This is a genomic window from Agarivorans sp. 1_MG-2023, assembly GCF_030548385.1.
Classification (GTDB): Bacteria; Pseudomonadota; Gammaproteobacteria; order Enterobacterales; family Celerinatantimonadaceae; genus Agarivorans.
This window is the reverse complement of record NZ_JAUOSJ010000011.1, coordinates 112,820-133,765: the sequence shown is the minus strand read 5'-3', so window position 1 is coordinate 133,765 and position 20,946 is coordinate 112,820. Positions and strand designations below refer to the sequence as shown.

Annotated in this window: 15 protein-coding genes; 10 read left to right on the top strand and 5 right to left on the bottom strand. The window is 43.2% G+C overall.

The window, feature by feature from the left end; all coding sequences use genetic code 11:
* Positions 1 to 7: 7 nt before the first annotated feature.
* The 3 genes from secF (at position 8) to Q4592_RS16205 (ending at position 2,732) form a co-directional block, all read left to right on the top strand.
* Positions 8 to 904, top strand: coding sequence for a protein translocase subunit SecF (gene secF, locus Q4592_RS16215; protein ID WP_303515098.1), 897 nt, complete (start codon positions 8 to 10; stop codon positions 902 to 904).
* The gene (locus tag Q4592_RS16210; protein WP_303515021.1) at positions 901 to 1,992 is read left to right on the top strand and encodes a calcium:proton antiporter; all 1,092 of its coding nucleotides are present in this window, start codon (positions 901 to 903) and stop codon (positions 1,990 to 1,992) included. Before secF ends, Q4592_RS16210 begins: the two co-directional genes overlap by 4 nt.
* A 65-nt stretch (positions 1,993 to 2,057) precedes the next feature.
* Positions 2,058 to 2,732 (top strand): DedA family protein, encoded by a 675-nt coding sequence (locus Q4592_RS16205; protein ID WP_303515018.1) that lies wholly within the window; start codon positions 2,058 to 2,060, stop codon positions 2,730 to 2,732.
* A gap of 71 nt (positions 2,733 to 2,803) precedes the next feature.
* Here the strand turns inward: Q4592_RS16205 and yidA are convergent, their stop codons facing one another.
* Positions 2,804 to 3,637: a sugar-phosphatase gene (yidA, locus tag Q4592_RS16200; protein ID WP_303515015.1), complete on the bottom strand. Its 834-nt coding sequence runs from the start codon at positions 3,635 to 3,637 to the stop codon at positions 2,804 to 2,806.
* 446 nt (positions 3,638 to 4,083) lie between these two features.
* Here yidA and Q4592_RS16195 point away from each other — a divergent pair, with 446 nt between their 5' ends.
* From Q4592_RS16195 to Q4592_RS16185, 3 genes are all read left to right on the top strand, one after another.
* Positions 4,084 to 4,659: a YdeI family protein gene (locus Q4592_RS16195; protein WP_303515013.1), complete on the top strand. Its 576-nt coding sequence runs from the start codon at positions 4,084 to 4,086 to the stop codon at positions 4,657 to 4,659.
* Between the two features lie 149 nt (positions 4,660 to 4,808).
* A complete protein-coding gene (locus tag Q4592_RS16190) occupies positions 4,809 to 5,306 on the top strand; it encodes a GNAT family N-acetyltransferase (RefSeq protein ID WP_303515011.1) in 498 nt (165 codons plus the stop codon).
* Positions 5,307 to 5,372: 66 nt separating this feature from the next.
* Positions 5,373 to 6,707, top strand: a complete 1,335-nt coding sequence (locus tag Q4592_RS16185; RefSeq protein ID WP_303515008.1) for a bifunctional GNAT family N-acetyltransferase/class I SAM-dependent methyltransferase — start codon at positions 5,373 to 5,375, stop codon at positions 6,705 to 6,707.
* Between the two features lie 96 nt (positions 6,708 to 6,803).
* Here the strand turns inward: Q4592_RS16185 and Q4592_RS16180 are convergent, their stop codons facing one another.
* The 3 genes from Q4592_RS16180 to Q4592_RS16170 all read right to left on the bottom strand — a co-directional run bounded on the left by Q4592_RS16180 (position 6,804) and on the right by Q4592_RS16170 (position 12,086).
* Positions 6,804 to 9,329, bottom strand: coding sequence for a glycoside hydrolase family 9 protein (locus Q4592_RS16180; RefSeq protein ID WP_303515006.1), 2,526 nt, complete (start codon positions 9,327 to 9,329; stop codon positions 6,804 to 6,806).
* 322 nt (positions 9,330 to 9,651) lie between these two features.
* On the bottom strand, positions 9,652 to 10,674 hold the full coding sequence (locus Q4592_RS16175) for a YcjF family protein (RefSeq protein ID WP_303515004.1): 1,023 nt from the start codon (positions 10,672 to 10,674) through the stop codon (positions 9,652 to 9,654).
* On the bottom strand, positions 10,671 to 12,086 hold the full coding sequence (locus Q4592_RS16170) for a YcjX family protein (RefSeq protein ID WP_303515003.1): 1,416 nt from the start codon (positions 12,084 to 12,086) through the stop codon (positions 10,671 to 10,673). Before Q4592_RS16170 ends, Q4592_RS16175 begins: the two co-directional genes overlap by 4 nt.
* Before the next feature lie 353 nt (positions 12,087 to 12,439).
* Here Q4592_RS16170 and Q4592_RS16165 point away from each other — a divergent pair, with 353 nt between their 5' ends.
* Complete coding sequence (locus tag Q4592_RS16165; RefSeq protein WP_303515002.1) at positions 12,440 to 13,672, top strand: MalY/PatB family protein; 1,233 nt, start codon at positions 12,440 to 12,442, stop codon at positions 13,670 to 13,672.
* A gap of 689 nt (positions 13,673 to 14,361) precedes the next feature.
* Complete coding sequence (locus Q4592_RS16160; protein WP_303515000.1) at positions 14,362 to 16,080, top strand: carbohydrate-binding module family 20 domain-containing protein; 1,719 nt, start codon at positions 14,362 to 14,364, stop codon at positions 16,078 to 16,080.
* 231 nt (positions 16,081 to 16,311) lie between these two features.
* On the opposite strand, the gene Q4592_RS16155 is transcribed toward Q4592_RS16160, so the two are convergent.
* Positions 16,312 to 17,472, bottom strand: coding sequence for a 3-phenylpropionate MFS transporter (locus Q4592_RS16155; protein ID WP_161985120.1), 1,161 nt, complete (start codon positions 17,470 to 17,472; stop codon positions 16,312 to 16,314).
* A 298-nt stretch (positions 17,473 to 17,770) separates the two neighbouring features.
* On the opposite strand from Q4592_RS16155, the gene Q4592_RS16150 reads away from it, so the two are divergent.
* Entirely contained in the window at positions 17,771 to 19,942 is a 2,172-nt protein-coding gene (locus Q4592_RS16150; protein WP_303514997.1) for a bifunctional 2',3'-cyclic-nucleotide 2'-phosphodiesterase/3'-nucleotidase, read from the top strand.
* Between the two features lie 243 nt (positions 19,943 to 20,185).
* On the top strand, positions 20,186 to 20,806 hold the full coding sequence (locus Q4592_RS16145) for an ABC transporter substrate-binding protein (RefSeq protein WP_303514995.1): 621 nt from the start codon (positions 20,186 to 20,188) through the stop codon (positions 20,804 to 20,806).
* The last annotated feature ends 140 nt before the right edge of the window (positions 20,807 to 20,946 follow it).

Below are 20,946 nucleotides of genomic sequence, written 5' to 3'. Positions count from 1 at the left end.
TATGACTATTTCTCATTCATTACTGACGCGTACTCGATTAAGTATGTCTGCCATATCGCTATTACTGTTTGTGGTGGCCACCGCCTTTATTGCGTTTAAGGGCTTAAATTGGGGGCTCGACTTTACCGGTGGCGTGGTGGCAGAGGTTCGCTTAGACCCTCACTTAAGCGCCAGTGAGCTAAGCCCTTTGCTCAATCAAGCTCTGCAGCAAGATGTTCAGCTAATTAGCGCCACAGAGCCCGGGCGCTGGATCCTTCGTTACAACCAAGTGGGTGAACATAGCCAAAGTTTGATGCTTACTCTTGGCTCGTTTAGCGATTCAGTAGAAGTGCTAAATAGCAGCATTGTTGGCCCGCAAGTGGGGCAAGACATGCTTGAACAAGGTGGTTTAGCCATTCTGGCGTGCTTTGTATTAACCATGCTGTACTTAAGTTATCGCTTTGAATGGCGATTGGCTCTGGGGGCGTTGGTTGCCCTAGTTCACGATGTGGTGATTGTATTAGGTTTGTTTTCGGTGACTCAGTTCGAGTTTAACTTAACCATTCTTGCGGCGGTTCTTGCGGTGCTCGGCTACTCACTGAACGACTCCATTATTATCGCCGACCGAGCTCGAGAGTTGTTTAAAGCCAAACCCAAAGGCAGTGCCAATGAATTGATTAATGATGCCCTTCGCGCATCGTTCTCAAGAACCTTAATCACCTCGGGTACCACCTTAGTCACGGTGTCGAGTTTGTGGTTACTGGGTGGGCCAGCTTTAGAAGGTTTTGCCATTGCCTTGTGTTTGGGCATCGTGAGTGGAACTTGGTCGTCTATCTCCTTAGGCGTAACGCTACCCCAGTTAATTGGTATTGATCCTAAACATTATCAGCTAGTCGCTCGTAACCCAGAAGAGGCCTTGCCATGAGCCAATATTTGAAAAAAGAATGGGTATTGTTGTTGGGGGTTATCACCGTTTTACTGTTTAAAAGCGGTGGCGATGGTTTGCTGCAAAATCATATGAGCGCTTGGCCTGGTATGGTGCTTACTGCTGGACTGTTTGTGGTGGTAATGGCGGCGATATTTGCAGTGGTGAGGCATTCTGATGCCTTGGCGATAAAGCTTGGTGATCCATACGGTACTTTGATTTTAACTTTGTCGGTGATCTTGCTTGAAGTGGTGATGATTTCGTCGGTGATGCTCACCGGTGAAGCTAACCCTGTACTGGCGCGAGATACCATGTTTGCCGTTGTGATGACGGTATTCAATGGGCTGGTGGGGATAACGTTATTGCTGGGTGGGCTGAAGTATCACACTCAGAAATACAATTCCGAGGGCTTGAAATCTTACCTTGTGGCGATTATCCCCTTGGCCTTGTTGTGTTTGGTATTGCCTAACTTTACTAGCACAAGTGCGCTAGGCGCTATGTCGGCCCCGCTCACTATTACCTTAGTGTTGGCTTCAGTGGGTTTGTATGGTGTGTTTTTGTTTATTCAAACCCGCAGCCATACTCACTTTTTTATGGACGAAGACCACCAAGATGAGCACGACTTTCATGGGCCGCTAGGCAGTAATCTTTACCACTCAATTATGTTAGTAGGCTATTTGTTGGTGGTGATTTTATTGGCAAAAAGCTTAGCTTTTCCAATTGATAGCACTGTGAGCCTACTAGGTGCGCCACCAGCCTTGGGGGGACTTATTGTTGCGGTGTTAATTTTAGCGCCAGAAGCGGTAGGCGCCGCCAAAGCCGCCTTAAACAACCAGTTACAGCGGGCTCTTAATCTGTTTTTCGGTTCGGTGTTAGCCACCATTGCGTTAACGGTGCCGGCGGTGTTACTCATTTCTCATGTTATCGCGCAACCGATACAGCTCGGCTTAGCACCTGCTGAAATGGTGTTGTTGGCAATCACCTTATTGATGGCTAGCGTGAGCTTTAGTAGCGGCAGAACCAATTCGCTTAATGGGGTTGCTCACCTGATTCTGTTTGTTGCTTACATAATACTGATGTTTGAGTAATACCCATTCTCGCCTTGTGTCTATTAGGCACAAGGTTGTTTTCATTTTTGAGGATACCGTGCGTTATGCAAGACATATTTATTGCGATTTGGCACCACGATTTCGATACCTTACAACAAGTGAGTTCACTAAAAGGTTTTTTGTTACTGCTGGGGTTTATTTTATTACTTGAATCAAGTTTTGTATTTCTGCCTTTACCCGGCGATAGCTTGGTATTGTTTGTTGGTGGCTTAGTTGGGCTAGGTATTTTGGATTTCTACCCAGCAGCTGGCGTACTTTGTTTAGCGGCGTCTTTAGGCAGTATTAACGCCTATATACAAGGCCGATATTTGAATAAAACTAAATTGGTTCCCTTTCTACATCGGGTACTTCCAGATGAGTCTTTACCCAGAGCCAAAGGTCTGTTGCAGCGATATGGATTTTTGTCACTGTTTGTCTCGCGTTTCATCCCGTTTGTGCGAGTATTAACGCCGATGCTAATGGGTTTATCTAAGCTGAGTGTTTGGAGAACTTTTTTTATCAGTATGACGAGCTCGGTAACCTGGTGTTTAGTTTTATTATTGAGCGGAAAATGGTTGATGATTCATCCCAAACTCAGCCCTTACCAAGCACTGCTATCAAAAACACTGCTATTAGTCAGCTTGATGTTGATGTTGGTTGCAATTGTTACTTTGCTTGTTCGTTATTACGCGTCTAAAAATGTGACGATGGTAGGGTGTGAAGATAAGGGATGTGATTGAGTTCGATTAAAAACAGTATATTAAAAAGGAGCACGGTATTGTCTGTACTCCTTTTTAATGTTTGTGGCTATTTAATTGCTGCTATTGGCTACGCACAGCGCATTTAACACCTTTTCTTCAATCGCAACGGCTACGCCATCTTCTTTATTACTTGGTGCAATGTAGTTTGCCATGGCTTTGATCTCTTCATCGGCGTTGCCCATGGCCACTGCTAACCCAGCGTATTGCAGCATATGACGATCATTGTCGGCGTCACCTGCACACATCACTTGAGAAGCATCCAAGTTTAGTATTTTGGCAAGCTGCTCTACACCCACACCTTTGTTGCTGTTAATGTTTAAGAACTCTAGGAAGAAAGGCGCGCTACGAACCACGGTGTATTGCTCGCGTAACTCTGCAGGTAAATTAGCAATCGCTTTGTCTAATACACTTTCTTCTGCAACGAACATAATTTTAGTTAATGCATCGTTGGCATCTAAACTAGCAAAATCAATTTCTTTTACGTCCATGCCATTAATTGATGATTCAATGTCTGTCCATGGGTTGTGTTGCTGGGTAATGAGGCCGTGTTCAGCCGAAAAGGCGTGAACAAAAACGCCCAACTGCTCAGCAATACGAGCTAAAAAAATACCATCGGAACCAAGTAACGTGGTTTTATGAATCACTTCACCGCTGCCCACTCGCTGCACTAATGAGCCATTGTAAGAGATTACAAAGTCTTCATCACTGGTCAGTTCTAATTGCTCAAGGTAAGGGCGCAAGCCTTGTAGTGGGCGGCCAGAGGCAAGCACTACTTTTACACCCGCTTGTTTAGCTTGTTGAATAGCTTGATAAGTACGAGGGGTAATTTTTTTCTCGTCATTGAGAAGTGTGCCGTCCATATCTAGGGCAATAAGTTTAATCATATTTGGGGCAAACCTTTGGTAAGAGCTAAACCAGACAGCGTTAGCTAACAGCGAACATTGCATAAACGAGCGGCGATTTTACACTAAAAATATGACGACTGTATAAACTAGATCAATGCTTAATAACTCAGCGCCGAGCAGAGTGCTTAAGTCTAAAAACAAGCAGCGATTCTGTATGGCTACTGTGTTTACATATCGAGTGCCGTATCGTTCGTTCTTTTTCCTGCGCATTCATACTTTAATCTATTCATAGTTGATAATTTTCAGGCAGTTAAGATATTCTGAACATCATAAACTGGATCGTTAAGTGCGCATGAATATTTTTGTTTCTAGATAAAAAGACACTTAAATTTGTTACGGTGACGCAAGCATGAGCTTTACGCACGGCCAAACACTTCGGTTTAATTCTCTGTTAGCGGGATGGGATACCAAAGAGACCTTCATTTATGCCTGAGGCAGATTCATTGAACACTATGTCATTTGCTACACCCCAAGATCTTGGCGATTGGCTGCGACTAAACCACGATTCCAAAACTGAACTTTGGGTAAAGATATTCAAGAAAAATAGCGGAATTGAGAGCGTGGCATGGAATGATGTTGTTATTGAGGCGCTATGTTGGGGATGGATTGATGGTATTAAGAAGTCCATCGATGAGCAGGCTTATGTTCAACGCATTACACCTAGAAAGAAACGCAGTAACTGGTCTAAAAGAAACACCGAGCATGCAGAGCGCTTGATTGCGGAAAACCGCATGATGGAAGCTGGGCTTGTGCATATTCGGGAAGCTAAAGCTGACGGGCGCTGGGAAAGCGCTTATGTGGTAAGTGAAATGGAAGTGCCAATAGATTTTCTCGAAGCACTAGAGGACAAGCCTCAAGCGAAAGCGTTTTTTGATACCCTTACTAAATCGAGTCGTTATGTTATCGCTTATGGATTAATCAGTGCCAAGAAACCTGATACCAGATTAAAACGGTTTACTAAGTACTTGGACATGCTTATCCGCAAAGAAAAGCCCAAGTAACCATCATTCGACTTACCAAGTGTTGAACGGATGTTGTTGTAAAAAACCGCATGCCTATTCTTAGTTACTGACACCGAATGACTTCACCATCGTGATTCAACTCATCTCTACCAAGTTAGCGAGAAATCCGCATTACAAAAGGAAATATAATGACCTTATTCCCAATTCGTTCTTCGCAAGATATTCAAACTGTGGCTGCGCTGGCCAGAGAGATTTGGCTTGAGCACTTCACGCCGATTATTGGGAAAGACCAGGTGGAGTATATGCTGGCTAACTATCATTCTTTAGACAGAATTAGTGAGCAAATTAAATCAGAGAATTACCACTATTACTTATTGCAACAGAATGGCGATAACGCGGGGTACCTGGGTATTCAATTGACAGGAAGTGGTTTATTTTTGAGTAAACTGTATGTGCGTCATTCGGCGCGTGGTTTAGGTGTGGGAAAAGCGGCAATGGCGTTTGCTCAGCAGTTTGCTAAAGACAATGGTGCTTCAAACGTAAACCTTACAGTAAACCGACATAATCACGACTCAATTGCTGCTTACTTAAAAATGGGCTTTGTTAAAGTAAGAGAAGAATGTGCAGATATTGGTCAAGGTTACGTGATGGATGATTGGATTATGGAACTGAACATTAAGCCATAGCGTTGTTTTGTGTAGTTGTTTGGCTACGTAAAGGTATTGCTGCTTAGCCTATAACAAGGACTTGTTGTGAAAACTATTGCTGATGATTTATTGCTTCAACATAGCTGGTCTGAAGAATACCGTGTAGCGGTTGCCGAGCTTTACGAGCAGGCTTTTGGACAAAAGTTTGCTTTGGCGATTAACCAACAGAGTGTGCGGGTTAAGGTATTAGCTGAGGCGTTTAATCCGGAGTATTCGTTTGTTGTGATGCATCAACAAAAAGTGGTGGCTGTCGCGGGTTTTCAAACACCGCAAGGTAGCTTTACATCAGGTATTGCTTGGGCTGGTTTATCCCGAATTCTGGGCACGATTAAAGGGCTTTGGGCTGCAGCGGTGTTTAGTTTGTTTGAACGTAAAGCGAGCGCAAAAACCTTAGTAATGGACGGAATTGTTGTTGCCGAGGATTATCGTGGCTTAGGCCTTGGCTCTATGCTTCTCGATAAAATTGTTGAGCATGCTACAGAGTTAGGGTTTGAACGGGTTCGTTTAGACGTTATTGATAGCAACCCAAGAGCCAAAAAGCTTTACCTAGCAAAAGGCTTTGAAATTGTTAGCTCTGATTATTACCCCTACCTAAAATGGTTACTGGGTTTTAGCGGTTCTAGCACATTAGAATACCTAACAGCTGCACCCTCTCTTTCTCCACAAACAGAGCCATTGATGAACAAACCTGCAATGTATTCTACTTACGCCAAAGAGTACGATTTGGCGATTCAAGACAATATTTATAACGCCCATTATGAGCGACCTTCTTTACAAGCCATGTTGGGAGATGTGCAGGGTAAACATGTGCTTGATTTAGGGTGTGGCTCTGGCGTTTATGCTGAATATTTACTAACAAATGGGGCGAGTGTCACCGCGATTGATAACTCAGATGAAATGGTGTCACTGGTTAAGCAAAAGCTGGGATCGCAGCTTAAGGTGTATCAACAAGATTTAGCCAAAGGCTTGCCGCAAGAGCAAGATCAGCAATTTGATGTGGTGATTTGCCCACTGATGCTTCATTACTTGGAAGATCTAAATCCTTTGTTTGCCGCCGTTAAACGGGTACTTAAACCGCAAGGGTGTTTTGTATCTTCAACTCATCATCCATTAATTGATTTTGAGGCCAGCCCCAGTGGGAACTATTTTGCGACAGAGCTGATTACCGAAGAGTGGGATACAGTAGGTAAACCGGTTTCTGTGAGTTTTTACCGCCGTTCTTTATCTGCCTTAATCTCTGCCCTTACCAATAACGGGATGTTGCTGAGTGAGCTTAGCGAGGGTAAACCCAGCGAAGCTTTAAAAGAATTATCTCCAGAGCATTTCTTGCGCTTGTCTCAGCATCCGCAGTTCATTTTTGTAAAGTGTATTTTGGCTTAATGTTGACTTTAAAAAGGCCGCCAATAGGCAGCCTTGGTTAGGTTTACGTTTCAGCGTTAGCGAAATGCTATCTGAAATTAGGGTTACGCTTTTTAATTACTTTACGCTACAGCTAGGCTTAACAAAACTCTGATTAGCATCGTAAGTTCCTTGGAAGCCAAACTCTGTTACGCCGTTGGTTGCAATGACCCCGTTATAGCTTTTGTTGCTCGCCGTTATTGAGGTAGCCTCACTCACAAAATCAGCATTCCAGCTATTGTTTACTGCTACAGGCAAAGCAAAATCTACTTGTACCTGCCAGTGTTTACTGGCCTGCTTGCCTTGGTTATTTACTTCAACATAGGCCACAAATCCGCCAGTCCAATTGTCAATTCGCTTGACTGTACAGCTGATAAGCGGGTCTGTTGCTGGGTCAACTGGGTCAACTGGGTCAACTGGGTCAACTGGGTCAACTGGGTCAACTGGGTCAACTGGATCTATTGGACCTGCGGGCTCACTTCCCCAAATTATCTTGCCTTCAGCATCGTAAAGCACAATGTATTCAGCAGGGCTAAAGCTTTCTGCGTTTAAGCCTTGGCTTGACGGATCGTTAGTGAAATCCCAACCGCTTTGAACGTAATCACCCATGTATAACTCTAACTGAGCGCTTTTTTGGCTGTCGCCTACCGGAGAAATTACGCCTCCTAAGCCCTCAATATAATACAAGCCATTTTCACTTCCCCAAGCATGTAGTGGGAAGCTTTTGTTCAGTTGGTTCGAGTCATAGTAAGCGGATATCACTAATTGCTCGGCACTAAAACCTTTGGCTATTTCATCGCTCATATCAAAGTAATAGCGAAAACGGATATCGCTTAATTCTTGAGGAGGGTAGGCCGTTTCATTAGTTAGGCGTAGGTTGATTAAAGCGCCAGAGGTATTGCCGTTACCACTAGGGTAAGCAATTTTTGCGTCTATTCTCGCTCCGCTGTTGCCACGCGCTTCAGGGGTAGGGAAATCAACTAAACCTTGGCCACCATATAGATCTACCATACCAGCTAAAGCGCCGGTAAACCCTGCATTCATATCGGTGGCTACTTCTGTCATTGGGAAGTCAGCGCGATCACTTGAGAAGTTGTCGTTATCATCAGGCCCACCCGCTAATGCGCCATACAAAATGTGTTTGGGAATAGTGGGGTTGTTAATATCATTGGTGCTGCTGCCATGCGATGAGCGGTGGTGTGCTGCGGTTTGCCAGTTGTCGCCGTAACCCACCATGTAGCTAATTTTGTATGGGTTATCACCCAAAATGTAGTTGATTTGATTGGTGGCGAAGTCGGCGAGTTGTTGCTGAAAACCAAGTTGTTGCTGAGTCTTGTCTAAATGGTTTCTATGAACCAATGCAAGCATAGCGGCCATTGCTGATGCGCGCGCAGAAGCAAAACCATCCAGATAGACCATGCCGCCGGGAGTATAACGTTTGTTATTTAGCATTTGCTCAAGGTAGTTAGTGCTATGCAGTTGGTAGTCATAAAAGCCGTTAACGCGGTCGCTAGCGCTAAGGCTTGAGTCTTCAAGATAGCTGTCTTGAGTGGCAACGGTTTGCATTAAATAATAAACCGCGTTACGAATGTCGTCCCAAGCTGGGTACCAAGCAAAGTGACCGGTGTTGTCGGCAATCGCGGTATAGCCGGCTTCTGCCTTATGTAAATAGTCGACTTTTTGGGTCGCTAAATATAACCAACCTGCCGCCCACGGGATCTCATCTTTAGCGCCAGACGTTGAGTTATAGTAGCTTTCTGCGTAGTTGTTCCCCAGGTCGTCTATTAATGATTTGGTGTAAGTGCCTGGGTTACCTTTGCCATTGTGATCAAAGTCTTTAGTGGCATAGGCGAAGCTAAATAATTGCTCTGCGTGTTTAAGTAGCTCGGCAGCATATTCAGCATCTTTGGGGTTGTTGATGCTGTTTTTCTTAAAAATGATTGAGGCAATAGTCAGTGCCGCAGCAGTTTGTCCCACCAAATCGGCGCCCGGTTTTTCTAAGGTAAGTTTTAATGCAGGGCGGTAGCTTTCTTTGCCATGAAGGCGTTTTAACTCTGGCCCTTGAACCTCTGGTGGAGCCCACAAAGAGTGATCTATTTGACCATCACCCACTTGAGCGTAAAATTCGTTCTCTGCTACGTGCGCTTTAAGAAAGTAATCACTTACCCAGCGCATGTTATCGAGTGCATAAGGGAGCTGGCCTGATTGTTCATAAGCATCCCAAAACTCCAAAATACCCCAACCAAAAACACTGGCAGAAAATGCCATCGGCAAGCCAAACTTAACGTGGTCGCCTGCATCACTCCAACCACCGGTTAAATCGAGCGATATTTGCTGTTTGAATTGGTTGTATTGGCCATCATCTAAATAAGAATCGCCCCGCCATTCTACTCGGTTGGGTAAAAAGCCATTATGGAGTGGGTTAGCAAGAAAGCTGTTATCTTGGCGAGGAAGGGGGCCAGAGCGTTGGGTATCGTAAAAGTATACGGATTTTTGTAGTGCTTCGGCGTAGTTATGATTTGCGTCGACGGCGTATAACGAGAAGCTACACATAGTGAAACAAGTACTGATAATCGCAGGGATTACCTTCGGTAAAACCGACATTCGAAAACTCCTTTTAATAGTTCAGCCCCAATATTATTGACGCTAATAGTGATACAAATTTACTTTGTGCTATTAAAAAGAAAGCTTATTGATTTTTTTGTTTTTAATGGTATGGGTTTATTTTTAGGCTTGCAAGAATTAGTTTCGACTAAAAGGCTGATTGAAGTCATTGAGGTAAATTAGCGTGTTTTTTTTACACTGAATTAACAAAAAAGTCTTATAGATGAGATGTTTGCCTCTGCTTTTTCTCGGTTTATCTCAAAAAGAATAAGAGTGAGCAGCCTGGATTAGCTGCTCACTTGATAATTAAATATTACTAGCTTCAAGCACTCAGTTTTTGTTTCACTCTTTCAATCAAAATGTTCTTGAGTTGCTTGGTTTTAGGTTTGTTATTTAAAGTCCACGGTACTGGCCTGCATTGTTCCATGGTTTTGAAGCCCAAGCGTGCGGTAAGTAAACCTGCGCCAATACCTTGGGCGGCTTTACCCGAGAGCTTTGCAGTAAGCTCTGCGCCTAGTAAATCACTGCCCACATCGGTGATTACCTCGCTTGCGGCGGCATAAATCATATTGGCAAACACCGATTTAATTAAGCGGATCCGGCTTAAGTAGCCCAGCTCAATGTCGTATATTTGAGCCACTGACTCAATCATTTTTATGTTACGCCAAAAAATGATAAGCATGTCTACCAAGGCTAAGGGGCTTATCGCCACTAGCACTGCGGCTTCGCCAGACCATTTACTTATGGCTTGTTTAGCACGGTTGTCTAAAGGTGTTAGCACGGTGTCGCTGTACAAGCTGACTATTTCACTGCTGCTATGGCTGTCGTTTAGCCAGTTTTTCCAGGTTAGGTATTCTTGGCTATCACTTAAGCCTTGTAGCTTAGAGAGGTTTTCACAATAGGTTGTGGCTTTGCTGCTGTCGCTAGTTGCTTGTTCTAGGTAATGTTCGCCAAGTTGATGCTCTTTTTGGAACTTTTTTAAACGGCGCAATTTTGCCAATTCTCTCACTGCAATGGTCAGTAATCCGCCAACAATACTGGCTAATACTACGCTATAAATGGCGGCGCGAGTGGGCGAGCTTTGCCATAGTTCAGCAAGGCTTAAGGCGAGTTCACCTATTGCAATAACGACGGCTGCGCCAAACCCATATTTTAACCAAGGGCTGGTTTTTTGTGGCGTGAGCTCTATATCTAAGGGCTCTAGGTCGGCAATCTCGGGATCTTGTTGCCAATCTGTATCGTCGATGACTTGTTTGCTGGCTAGGGGCGCTTCTTCCTGATTGAGGGGAGTGTTTGCATCTTGTTCTGCGTTAAGCACTTGGCGTTGTTTAATCGGCGGATTCATTTAAATTTATCTCCTAGCAAAAACTCAATAGCTTGGTCGATGCGAATATGGGGTAACGCTTGATAAGGGCTAGCTTGCGGCGGCTGGAATGGGCTAAATTCAAAACCTTGTTGCTGCCAAAATGTGTGTTTGGGCAAACTGGCCGGCACTTCTCCGGGAAACAAAGTGGTTAACTGCTGGCTATCGACATCATTTTGTAAAATGCCCTTAATTGCGTTAATGGTGTGGCCATTGAGTTGGGCTTTGCCTGTTTGGGTGGCTTTGATAGACGCCAGCGCCATAATCTCGGTATTAATGCCTTCAAATTTTACGTGGCGTTTTCCTTCGGCAACCACTTCGCCGAGTAGGTTTACCAAGCGTTGATGCTGCTCGGGGGTTACGTGATCTGCTTTGGTAGCGGCAAACAACAGTTTATCTATTTTTGGGGAAAATAAGCGCCTCAACACCCCTGATTGACCGTAGTTAAAGCTATGTAGAATTTGGTTTACTGCTAGCTGCATATCGCAAAAACTATCGTGACCGCTGTTTAGTGGACTAAGGCAATCTACCAATACGATTTGGCGGTCAAACTTTACAAAATGCTGTTGATAAAACTGTTTCACAACATGTTCTTTGTAGTATTCGAACCGTTTAATCAACAAGGCCAAATTGCTGTTTTTATTGGTTACTTTTACCTTAGCAAGTTCTGGTGAAATGGGGAAAAAGGCGAGTACGGGCGCACCAGCTAACTCCCCGGGTAATACAAAGCGGCCAGGTTGAATATGATGCATGCCTAGCTCGGCTTTGCATTGATGCAAATATTCTGTGTAGTGCTGGGCTATGTCTGCCAGTTGGCTTTCATCGGCATTATCGTTAAGCGCTAAGGCTTGAGCCATTGCTTGCCATTGCTCGGCTAATTGAGCTTTGCGTGAATCTTTGAGGCTTAAAGCAATATGCTCACTCCACTGGGCGTAATTCATATTTAACAGCGGTAAATCTAATAACCATTCACCAGGATAATCGACAATATCAAGATTAAGCGTGGCGGTGTGGTTGAGTTTTCTCCATACCAACGATTGCGGCTTGTAGCGCAGTTTTAATCTAATTTCACTTACCCCATGAGTTGGCGAGGGCCAACGAGGAGGCTGGCTTTGTAGCGCGTCCATTCCGCCTTGATAATCAAAACTGGCTAAATGTAAGTGAGGTTGTGGAGTACGTTTCGAACCCAAAAAACGGTGTTCACGGGCTAGTTGCCAGAGTGGCAATTGGTGGTTTTCGGCTCCCAATAATAGCTGGTTAACTAAAGAGGTGATGAATGCCGTTTTGCCTGCGCCACTTAAACCTGTTACCGCTAGGCGCAACTGTTTATCCATGGTGAGCTTGGCTAAGTCATCGGCTTTAGTTTTGATGCTCGATAGTCGAGAAAAATTCATGAATGCAGCAACAACCTTTATTAGAGTGGTTAATAATCAATATCGGGGCGAAGTGAGCAAGAATCAAGTTAGCAACAAACGGCACTGGCCTTGCTCAACAATGCCTAGGGGGTAAATGTATCAAATATTAACAAATGATTAGATTAAACTTTGTTCATGTTGTTTTGAGTCAATGGCTTTGTGTTGTGGGCTAAAGCGTTGCGCTGTTGGTTGTCTACAGATACTTGAGGGTATTTATTTCGAATTAGTTGGAAATATATTTTGACATTGCAGTCTTATAAATCTATATTTCCGGAATATTCGAAATAATAGTTGCTCACACACCGTATTAACGCCACTAAACGGAGAAACACATGTCTGTATTTAACGATTCATCAAACTATGGTGAAGACAGCTTTATTAAAAACAAAGCCGAGATGCTCAATAATTTTTACAGTACTAGCGATGTTTTTCCTTATTGGGTTGCTGACATGGATTTTCAGGTAGCAAAACCGATTAGCCAAGAGCTACAACGCTTAGTGGATCGTGGTGTTTATTCTTATGAATTTAATGAAAGCGCAGTATTTCGCGCATTGTCGGCTTGGTATCAAAAACGCCATGGCTTACCCCTGAATGAAGCTAATTTTGCACAAGTGCCTGGAGTGTTGTCGGGTATCGCCGTATTGCTGCGTCAGTTTACGCAAGAGGGTGATGGAGTATTGATCCACACTCCGGCTTATCACCAATTTGCTAACTTAATTAATAAGGCGAATCGCAAGGTCGTGAAAAGTGAATTAGTAAGCGATGGCTCTCGTTACCAAATAGATTTTGAGGATTATGAGCGCCAAATTGAGCAACACAGTGTTAAAGCTGTCATCTTCTGTAACCCACATAATCCAACTGGCAGAGTGTGGAACAAAGCTGAATTAGCCCAGTTAGTTGAGATTTCGCAGCGCCATAATGTTCTGCTAATTAGTGACGAAATCCATTCTGACATTATTTATTCTGGCCAAGGGTTTACCAGCTTAACGAGCTTTGATTATGCCAACGTTATTGCTTTGATTGGCTCGCCTGCTAAAACCTTTGGTATGCATAGCATTGCTAACGGGTATATTTATAGCCATAACTCATCGCTGCTGGCGAATGTTAAGCAACAGGTAGCAGCAATGTATCTTGATCATGGTAATGCCTTTAGTGCGTTTGCCACTGTTGCAGCCTTTGAAAAAGGCGAAACATGGTTAGATGAAATGCTGGTTTATTTAGAGCAAAGTGTTAGTTGGATCAGTGATTTTATTGAACAATATATTCCCCAGATAAAAATGTACCAGCCTGAGGGGACCTACCAAATTTGGTTTGATTTTTCAGATCTTGGTTTACCGGAAGAGCAATTGAAAACCTTAGTGTTTAAACAAGCCAAAATGGGTTTGACTCCAGGAAGTTGGTTTGGCGCTGAAGGTGTTAACTTTATGCGAATGAACATTGCCACTTCTCGTGAAAACATCATCGAGTCTTTTGGTTTACTCAAAAAAGCGCTTGAGGATGTTAAGCCAAATCAGTGCAATCTAAAGGCTGCTGGTGAGGAAAAACCTAGTCAATCTTGTTGTTAATAGCCTGCAGAGGCCTGTTTTATTGCAGACTTTAGCGCTCAGACTCTAGTGTTATTTCATTCCGTCTCAATGCTGGAATACCTGAACAACATAAGCCCTAGTTTGGCAGAAGTACGCAGTTTGTGTCGCTTAAATGCGCACACTGCGTCGATCCCATTTGTATGGCGATTGCGGAATATAATACTAACAAAGGGCGTTTTTTAGGGTTAGGTGCTTTTAAGGAGGCGTGTTATTTACTCAAACTAAACGTTACTCTGGTTTGTCCAGTGTCACAAATGTAAGCCAGAGATAAGCCTTATCACCCTGTTGGCTCACACTTTAGAACATCCTTTTTTCCCTCCATTGACACCAATCCATGAGTTAGTAAATTACCTCGTGTTGATGTTTTGTTGATTTTTATCGGTTTCAGCAAGGCGTTCAACAACATTTGTAACATACGCTAGATTGACCTCAAGGACTGATGATTTGCGCAGGAATGGTGGGGATCTCCACAATACCGACAGCATAGTTTTATTGGTGTTCATGTGAGTGACTGACATGATTTTATAAATAGTAAACACCAATCTTCACCTGAGCTAGGTATTGATGCTCCTATTGTTCTGAAAGGTACATTTAAACTAAACGCGCATTCTACCAATCGGTCTTTGTGTTCATTCAATATAGTAATCAAGGGAAAGGATATACTAATAATGAAATGTAAAACCAAAGCGAATGCAATTAATACGTGCCTACTTGGCACCTCACTGGCTGTGTTTTCACAACTGGCTAGTGCAGATGTAATTTTACATGCATTTGATTGGCGATATTCAGACGTTGCCGCTAGAGCAGCAGAAATCGCAGAGATTGGCTATACCAATGTATTGGTGGCACCACCATTAAAATCTGATAGCAGTAACTCACAGTGGTGGGCCCGTTATCAACCACAAGATTATCGCGTGATTGACAACAACCGTGGTAATAAAGAAGATTTTCAAAACATGATTAACGCATTGAATGCTCATGGGGTTAACACCTATGCAGATATTGTGATTAATCAAATGGCCAATGAGCGCGGTAATTCTACCTACTTCCCTGGCTCAGAAACGCTCAGCGAGTATTCAAATAACAGTGAGTACTGGAATCGACAAAAATTGTTCGGTGATCTAAGCAATAACTTATTTACCCCCGGTGATTTTCACGATGGTTTCTGTATCACTAATTGGACCAATGTTTGGGAATCAATGAACGGCCGTATTTGTGGTGGTAATGGTGACCCAGGCTTACCCGATTTAGATCCAAGTAACTACGTGCGTGAGCAGCAACGCAACTATGTTCAAGCAATTAAAAACATGGGCGTAAGTGGCTTCCGTATTGATGCCGCCAAGCACATGACGACTTGGCACATTAACCAAGTGTTTAACGATACTATTAAACAAGATATGTACTTATTCGGCGAGATTATTACTGGTGCTGGTGCGGGTAATGCTGATTACGATACTTTCTTAGAACCTTATTTACGTGAGACTTCACACAGTGCTTATGACTTCCCACTACTAAAAACACTACGTGATGCTTTTGACGTAAATGGTAGCTTAGAGGCATTAGCCAACCCTAAATCTTGGGGTGGAGCGATTGACGGCATCCGCGCCTTAACTTTCACCATCACCCACGATATTCCAAGTAATGACGGCTTCCGCTATCAAATTATGAGTGAAGGCAATGAACATCTTGCTTACGCTTATATTCTTGGGCGTCAGGAAGGTGTGCCAATGGTTTTTAGTGATGCAACTGGTGTTGACGGTGGCCGCTGGGTTGATGACTACAAACAAGATAACTTGAAAGCTATGGTGAAGTTCCACAATGGCGTACAAGGTGCCGATGAAGAAGTATTGTATACCGACCAGTGCGCAATTGTTTTACGTCGTGGCCAGGCTGGTCTACTAGGTATTAACAAGTGTGGCTATGATAAAGACATTAGCGTTAATGCGAGTAACTTAAATCACTCTAAAAACTATGTTGACGTATTCACCGGCTCAAGCTTCCAAGCAAGCGGCAGCAATTATACCGTTAATGTACCTGCTGGCTCAGCAAGAATGTGGTTAGCAGAAACTGGTGTGATTATTGACCCAACAGGTGACGTTAATGTGAGCTTTACCTGTAACAACGGTAATACCAACATGGGTGATAGCGTTTATGCGGTAGGTAACAATAGTGCATTAGGTAACTGGCAAGCAGCCAATGCAGTGCAGCTAAGCCCTACGAGTTACCCAACTTGGACAGCTACTATTAAGCTTCCTAAATCAACAGACATTGAATGGAAGTGTATTATTCGTAACGAAAGTGATCCTAGCAATGTGATTCAGTGGCAATCGGGTGGTAATAATTCTGTTAATACTGGAACAGGTGCATCAACAACCGGGAGTTTTTAATCTCCTTGATGCTTGTTAGCGAAAATGTAGAAACTTAAGCGAGAGACGCTAGCCAATAAGCTGGTTTATCGAGCAATTACGTTTACATTATCGCGCTAACATTGATTTAAAGATAACAAAATCCGAGTGTGCTTAGTTGCACTCGGATTTTTTTATAGGCGTGTATCTAGGAGTCAGCGCTTTGTTGGCGCAGTAGAGTTTGTGTTATCAATAGGCTCGTCAACTAAAGCCTTAACGGTTAACATTGGCCGAACGTGCGTTTAGCAATAGCAGCGGTATTGCTAAGGCAGATAAACCACCCATTATTAGGAATACACCAGAGCCCATTGGTTCGTATAAAGCACTGCTCAAAAAGGTGAGTAGTGCAGTCCCCATGTTTAAGGCGATGGCTGAGTACAACGCTTGTAGTGGAATAGCCTGAGAGCTTGGCGCTTCTGAGGCTATGTACTTAATAGCCGCCAATTGGGTTAGTGCAAAAGTAAGGGCGTGCATGCCTTGCGACAACATCATTAATGGCAGTATTTCGGTACTACCAAATATTCCCCAACGTAATACGCCACCTATAGCAGCAAGCAAAAACATTTTGTTTGCATTCCAATGCTTAAACCATTTACTGCCAAAAATAAGAATGCTCATTTCGAATACCACGCCAATCGACCATAAATAACCAATGGTCGATTCTGCATATCCAATACTTTTCCAATACAGTGTGCTGTAGGCGTAGTAAGCTGCATGTGAGCCTTGGATTAAAGCGGTGACAGTAATAAACAGCAGAGTGTTCTTTTGTTTTAGTACCGCCCATAAGCGATGGTTAGCGGGTTCGTTTTCACTGGTTTCATCCACTAAAGGTGAAGCTGGGGTGAGTAAACTAAGGCCCCACATTAATACTAGCGAGCCGATGGTGGCATACAAAATGAGCGAGTGAGAATAATAGGTGAGCCCAATACCCAGCAGCGTTGATGAAACAATAAAGGCGATAGAGCCAAATACTCTAACTCGACCGTAATCTAAGCGCAGTTGGCTAACCCATTTGGTGGCAACGGCATCACCTAAGGGAATGAGTGTAGCAATGAAGAAGTTTGCCGCTAGGGTGAGCACCGTTAGCCAGAAATAACCCTCTAACCAACACAAACCTGATACCACTAGAATGCTGGCGAAACTCACCCAGCGGATCCCTGGGAGCAAGTGTTTAGCCGATTTTATTCGTGGCATAAGTAACATATTGCCCATGAATCGGGCCAACATACTAAAGCCTAATAACAAACCAATTTGGCTAGGGTCTAAGCCTTCACTTTCTAACCATAAGGCCCAAAAAGGTAGAAATACTCCCCAGGCAAAGAATAATCCTGAAAAATACAAACTTATCCAACTGGCTGCTTTGGGTTTAATCACTTTGCCGAACCTTATACTGCTTAGTGGCCGCATTATAGCCTTTATCTCCAAATAACATAGCGGATATTAAGCGGGATTTAGTCGCTAGTTTGCATCACTGTATTGATATTGATTTGATGGTTTTGTGTGGTCGGATCTATATAGGGCACGTAACTAGGCTTTCTAGTCGCTATAGCTGGTGATGCCATTAATCTAAAACTTATATTTCAAAAATACTTTATTTATCAATTAATAAAACTGAAATGAGCTCTACATAAGGTGTAGTCGTTTTTTACACTACCTTAACTTAGAGATTGAAATGGATAATCATTTTCCGCTAAAAAAGATGTTGATTGCTTCGGCTATTGCCGTGAGTTTAAGTGCTTGTTGGGATAACTCTAGCAACAATTCTTACAACGAATTGTCGATGGAGCTTCGTTTAATGGAAACGACCGACCTCCACTCAAATATGAAACCTTACAACTACTTCGCCTCTCCAAAAGACAATGCCTTAGGTCCTCAAGACTATGGTTTGGCTCGCACTGCCGTGTTGATTAAAGAAGCGCGAGAAGAAGCCCAAAACAGTATGTTGTTTGATAACGGTGACTTAATTCAAGGTAGTCCAATGGGAGATTATGTCGCTAATTTAGGTACCTCATACTTAGAGCGAAATATTCATCCAGTGTACAAAGCGATGAATTACTTAGCTTACGATGTAGGGAACATTGGTAACCATGAGTTTAACTATGGTTTAGATTATTTAGCTGCGGCTATCTCGGGAGCTAACTTCCCTTATATTAATGCCAACGTTTATCAGTTTGAAGGGAAGCAAACAACTAACAATGTGACGATTAATGAACAGACCTGTGCGGTAGATATTGATAAGCACTTTGCTGGTAATTACGCTGCTTTCTTTGAGCAATTTGACCCTTACTTTACCCCCTATGAGATTCTAGAGCGTAACTTTACCGCTACCAATGGCACTACTCATACAATAAAAGTAGGGGTTATTGGTTTTACGCCACCTAATATTCTGAACTGGGATAAACGGTACTTGGAATGTAAGGTGATGCTGGCAGACATTAAAATGACTGCTGAGCATTATGTTCCCAAAATGAAAGCGGAGGGGGCCGATATTATTGTGGCGATTCCTCATTCTGGTTTGTCGGGTGGCGATCGTGATGGCGAGTTTATGGACAATGCTTCTTGGCAGTTAGCTCAAATTGATGGCATTGATGCTTTAATGTTTGGCCATGACCACAACAACTTCCCAACCGATAGTAATACTTATGACGGGATGGAAGGTGTAGATGCACCCAACGGCAAAATATTTGGTAAGCCAGCGGTTATGCCGGGATTTTGGGGGAATCATTTAGGTGTGATTGATTTAACCCTAAGAAGCTCCAATGGAGGGGAAACATGGTCGGTTAAATCGAGTAGCGCTAGTTTGCGGGCACTTAAGGATGACCCCAACCTGCAAGATGAAATGATTAACTACTTAGTCAGTTCAGATCACGATGGCACTTTAGATTTTATGGCTGAAGAAATTGGTAACATTGACGAGCCAATAAACAGTTATTTTTCAGCCGTTGAATCAGACATATCAGTGCAAATTGTAAACGAAGCGCAGTATTCACAAGGCTTGGCGTGGCAAGAGGATGGCGTGTTAGATGCAAGCATTACTATGCTATCGGTTTCCGCTCCCTTCAAAGGTGGTCGTGGTGGTAGAGAGGATTACACCAATATTGACGGTGATGCGCTAACTCGAGCCAGTGTTGCTGACTTATATGTGTTTGATAACAATACACCAGCGGTGCTTGAACTGACGGTGGCAGACCTTATTGAGTGGATGGAAGTAATTGTTGCTCAGCAATATCAAACCGTAGCAGAAGATGGCGACAGGTTATTGCACCAGCAATTTCGCAGTTATAACTACGATGTATTTTTCGGTGGCTTTGATGCCGATGGAGAAAGCTTGTTAACTTATGACATCGATGTAAGCCAAGCTCCTCGCTATCAAGTAAACGAGTTAGGTGAGTTGGTATACGATGAAAATGGCGAGTTAATTCAAACCAATAGCCGCCGTATTGGTAATGTTCAATATGCTGGTGAAAATTTAGAAAACCAACTAACCAAAAAGCTGTACGTGGTAACCAACAACTACCGAGCTTCGCAAAGTTGGATGCCGGGCGTTGCTAACGCCACCGTCGCTCATGAAGATGAAGTAGAGTCTAACCGCGATTTAGTTAATCACTACTTGAATGCTAAATCGAACGATTTAAATGACCCTAATGATATTTTGGAGTTTCCAAATGCCCACAACTTCACTTTAGTTGGCCCTGTTGGCCTTAGTGTTGAGTTTCTATCATCACAGTTGGAAGCCGCAGAAGGTTTTGCTAACCAGTATTTGCCGCGGGTAACACCTACGCAAGAGTTTGATGATGTAGCTGATAACGAGGGTTTTAGAGTGTTTACCTATACCTTTGATTAAGTGCATGTAATGACTTAAAGGTTTAGCCCCAAGTAAAATAGTAAAGGCGCACAGAAGTGCGCTTTTTTTGTAAGAAAGTTGCCAAAGGCTAGTCTAGTATTATTGTAGAACCTACGGTTTTTTATCGTTAAGTAAAGCAATAAAGGGAGCGACTGCATTCGCAAATTTACTTTTCTCTTAAGCCTATTTTTTTGTTCTTCTGTTTTAGCCGAAGGGCCTTATAGGTATGCGGCTATAGAGCATTTGTTTGAACAAAAAGTGGGTATTATTGTGCTCGATGCTGTTTACAAGAAACTTGGGCTGAGCATTGACGTTAATTCCTTACCAGCCAAGCGAGCTCAATCAGAGGCTAGTAATGGTTTGCTGGATGGTGAAGTAATGAGGATATGGAGTTATGGAGAACGAAACAGCCAATTAATTAGGGTGCCTACACCTTATTACTCATTAAATACCACCGCGTTTTATTTAACTGAGCGAGATTTGGCGGTGGCTACCTTGTCAGACTTAGCGCAATACAAATTGGTGATAGTAAGAGGGGTTAAACATACTGCCGATGTAACCGCCAGTTTTAGTGAGGTTGAGCAACTCAGAAATACCGATAAGTTACTAGAGTTTGTGAGCCGTGGAAGAGCAGACGTTGCGCTCACCAATAAAATGGACGGATTAATTGCTCTAGAGCGGTTAAAGCTAAACGAGCAAATTACCTCTTCTGCGCCACTGGCTGTATTTCCTCTTTATCATTACATTCACCGCCGAGAGTTTCATCTGGTTAAGAAGGTCGATAAGGTCATTCAAGATATGCTTAAATCTGGCGAGTTAGCCCAAGTGATTGAACAGGCTGAACAGAGGGTGTTGAGCCAATAACCTTAAAGCCAGTTCCTTAAGCTCAAGAAGTGTCTCGCAGTAGCTGTAAACCCAATAATATAGACGTGAAATAAAGACGATGCTGGCTTAAGCAAATATCGGGTCGAGTCAGTGATCTATTTCGGGTAGAGTGGCGCTTA